Here is a 3777-nt window from a genome sequence, read left to right as displayed (position 1 = left end):
AATGAAACAGGCAGAGGCACCTATCTGACCCACGTGCTTAACTGCACTCAGTCTAATCGGCATCACTCTGCCCGACCGCTTCTACATCCCGATTATCCGATGCCGATGCGGTATGCTCAATATACGAGAGTCAACTTTCGCGGCGCCTCATCGCGAAACTTGACTCTGACCCCAGTTAGCTGCGTTTGTTAAGCGCAACCGGGCGAGGGCATTGTAGATGATGCAAAAAAAGCCGGCTCGCGGGAGCCGGCTTTTGATCATGTGACTATGCTTTGACTTACAGTCCCAAGCGCGAGATGAAGGCGTTGGTGAATCCCAGAGTACCTGCCGCGCCGTAAGTGTTGCAAGTCGGCGAAGCCGAGCCCGGAGCGCAATCACGGTCGCGGTCGAAGGACCAGTAGTGGATCCCGGCCAGACCGTTCTGCTGAGCGAAATTCACCAGCGTCGTGACATCGGCGATGGAGAAGGTTTCATTCGCCGAGTCATTGCCGCCTATCATCGGCGTCACCTCGATCTGCTTGTACGGCACGCCGTATTGGTTGTGCAGGCTGACCGCCGATTGCACTGCCGATGCGCCCATGTCGCAGCTGCCGTCGCTCTTGAGCATGCAATTGCCGCCGGCCGGGCTGCCGTAGTCCATCGCCATCAGGTTAATGGTGTAGTTGGTCAGACCATAAGCCTGGATCGCCTGCATCACTTGCACACCGTAGTAACCGAGGCTCGGCGATACATTGCCGCCCAGCGTCGCTAGCGTGAAGCTGAAACGCAGGTTCGGATAAGCCGCTTGCGCGTTTTTCACCCGCAGCACCAGGTTGTTGATATCCGCGGTGCTCTGACCGGCTTCAATATCGAAATCTATGCCGACCAGGTTGGCCGAATAATAGGTCTGGATGAATTTCTTGAAGTCGGCATCGTTGGTGCAAGTGAAGGAGCCAGCTGCGCCGCCGGTGGAAACAATATATTTCTTGCCGGCGTTGACGAAGGCTTGCACATTGGCAGCCGCGAAGGCCGATGCCGATACGCCGCCCCAGTTTTCGCTACCGCAGGCGCCAGTCGCAAAGGCCCAGGTCAGGGTGCTGAGCTTGGCCGGCATGGCGCTCAATACTGTCTGCGTGCTGCCGGTGACAGCGGTGCTCATGGCGTAGGTATTCCAGTTCAGATTGATATTGCCATCTTTGTACGGACTGAAAACGAAGCCGGCCGGTGTAGTGCCGCCGCCTGGAGGTGGTGGTGGCGGTGGAGGAGGCGGTGGCGTCACGACGCCGCAGTTTTCGACGATGGTCCACGGCTGACCGCTGCCCGAGCCGCCATTGTTGGTCGATGGATTATTTCCTTGGGTCCACCAGTTGGCTTTGTAGTTGACGCCGTTGTAGCTGACGGTAGCGCCGCCGGTATACGCCACGCTGGCGTCCCAGGCCGCATAACAGGCCACCGTTGTCGTCGCTTGCGCGCTCGCTGCTAATAAGGGACTGGCTTCAGCGGCGCCGGTCGTGATGGCGCTGCAGGCAAGGGCGATCATGAGGCCCTGTATAAGTTTCAGTTTCAAGTTTTTCTCCTGAGAGGGTTGGTCGGGCAGCGTCGGAAGAGCAGCTGCCGGAAGGCATGTCCAGACTTGTTATGCGATGTGAACCAAAACCGAAGCTGTGCAAATGCCGCTGCGCCAGATTGTCGAAGGCAGACAGCATCTCATTCATCATCTTCAATATTTCCATATGGAAATATCGAATTAAGGGCACTTTAAGAGCGCAAAAAGTGGCTGTCAATCTGTATCTAACTGGTATTGCATTAATAAATTTGTGGTCTCATTTTGGTGTCTCTAATGTAGTCATAGCTTATTGTTTATATTGATTTTTATTGAAAATGAGCAGACTGTTTTTTTGATAAGTGGACTGGTCGCTTTTTTTAGACCGGAGATGGAAATGTCGGCTGGAGGAGCTGCCATATGCTGATATGCGGCCTGACCGAAGGCAGCGATGCGCAGGCAAGGCCTGTCAGTTTTCCGGGCCGCGCGGCGCCAGCAAGTATAATCCCTGCCTTTTTCATAATTCCCCGGTTTGCCGTGGAGAAATGCTGGCCCTCACTTGATTTCTTGACTGGTGGCGGCCTCATCGTTTTCGAAGGAAGTTGTTGCATGAGTTTATTTCGTACTAAAGATCTGGATAAGATGATTCATTCCAGCCGCACCGATAGCGGCTTGCAGCGCACGCTCGGGGCGATGGATCTGACCTTGCTGGGTGTCGGCGCGATTGTCGGCACCGGCATTTTCGTGTTGACCGGCAGCGGCGCATTGCTGGCCGGCCCCGGCCTTTCGCTGGCATTCATATTGGCGGCGTTCGCCTGCGGTTTCGCGGCGCTGTGTTACGCGGAATTCTCATCCACGGTGCCGGTCTCCGGTTCGATCTATACCTATAGCTACGCCACCATGGGCGAAATCGTGGCCTGGATTATCGGCTGGGATCTGATGCTGGAATACGGCTTGGCGACTTCGGCGGTGTCGGTTGGCTGGTCGGGTTACATGCAGTCGCTGTTGTCGGGTTTCGGGATTGCCTTGCCGGCGGCACTGACTGCTGCGCCAGGCGCGGTGCCGGGAGTCAGCACCTGGTTCAATCTGCCGGCGTTTTGCATCCTGCTGGTGATTACCGGCTTGCTGTCGATCGGCATCCGCGAATCGGCGCGCGCCAACAACATCATGGTGTTTATCAAGGTGGCGGTGGTGCTGTTGTTCATCGTGGTCGGCGTTGGCCATGTGCAGCCGGTGAACTGGCAGCCTTATCTGCCGTTCGGTTACAACGGTGTGTTCAACGCGGCGGCGATTGTGTTCTTTGCTTTTATCGGGTTTGATGCGGTGACCTCGGCGGCGGAGGAAGTGAAGAATCCGGCGCGCGCGCTGCCGATCGGGATCATTGCTTCGTTGGGGATCTGCGCTTTACTGTATGTGGTGGTGGCAGCGGTCATGACGGGTATCGTGCCGTTCGCAAAATTTGCTGGCGTCGATCATCCGGTTTCGCTGGCTTTGCAGTATGCGGGGGAGAATTGGGTGGCTGGTTTCGTTGACCTGGGGGCGATCATTGGTATGACTACCGTGATTCTGGTGATGACTTATGGCCAGACTCGGATTTTGTTTGCGATGTCGCGGGATGGTTTGTTGCCGAAGAAATTGTCCAGTATTCATCCTCGGTTTGCTACGCCGTTTTTTACTACCTGGCTGGTGGGGATTGTGTTTGCGTTTATTGCGGCGTTGATTCCGCTGAATATTCTGGCTGAGTTGATCAATATCGGGACGCTGATGGCGTTTTCATTGATTGCTGTGGCGGTGCTGGTGTTGCGTAGGACGCGGCCTGATTTGCCGCGGGCTTTCCGTTGTCCCGGTGTGCCGTTTGTGCCGCTTGCCGCGATTGGGTTTTGCGTGTTCCTGATGTTTCATTTGCAGGTGGTTACGTGGATTGCTTTCCTTTGCTGGCTGGCGGCTGGCTTTGTGGTGTATTTCGGCTACGCGCGCCGACGTTCGCTGCTGCACCCACAGAAGTAGTCAATTGGGGTCAGAGTTTTTTTACGACAGCTTCATCGTCGTAAATTACTCTGACCCCAATTGACGGGCCACGGAGTACATGCATGCGCATGCGATGAACGGTTTGTGCGTAACTAAAACGTTTGCTGCTCCGTTGGTACACGCCGGGGGTAGCCCGGCAGCTAGTCACTTTTTCTTGCTTCGCTGTATAGACCGGACACATGGGTAACACCTGTGCCGGGACATGGGTAACATATTTAAGCCTTACT

Annotated in this window: 2 protein-coding genes; one reads left to right on the top strand and one right to left on the bottom strand. The window is 55.5% G+C overall.

The features are described 5' to 3' along the window. Positions 1 to 277: 277 nt before the first annotated feature. Positions 278 to 1546 (bottom strand): carbohydrate-binding protein, encoded by a 1269-nt coding sequence (locus tag VNZ60_RS00875; RefSeq protein WP_325656262.1) that lies wholly within the window; start codon positions 1544 to 1546, stop codon positions 278 to 280. Between the two features lie 585 nt (positions 1547 to 2131). On the opposite strand from VNZ60_RS00875, the gene VNZ60_RS00870 reads away from it, so the two are divergent. Beyond that, the gene (locus tag VNZ60_RS00870) at positions 2132 to 3529 is read left to right on the top strand and encodes a branched-chain amino acid transporter BcaP (RefSeq protein WP_325656260.1); all 1398 of its coding nucleotides are present in this window, start codon (positions 2132 to 2134) and stop codon (positions 3527 to 3529) included. The last annotated feature ends 248 nt before the right edge of the window (positions 3530 to 3777 follow it).

It is taken from the genome of Collimonas sp. (assembly GCF_035566375.1).
In the GTDB taxonomy this organism is placed as follows: Bacteria; Pseudomonadota; Gammaproteobacteria; order Burkholderiales; family Burkholderiaceae_D; genus Collimonas.
The sequence above is the reverse complement of the archived record's forward strand: the minus strand, read 5'-3'. Positions and strand labels throughout refer to the sequence as shown.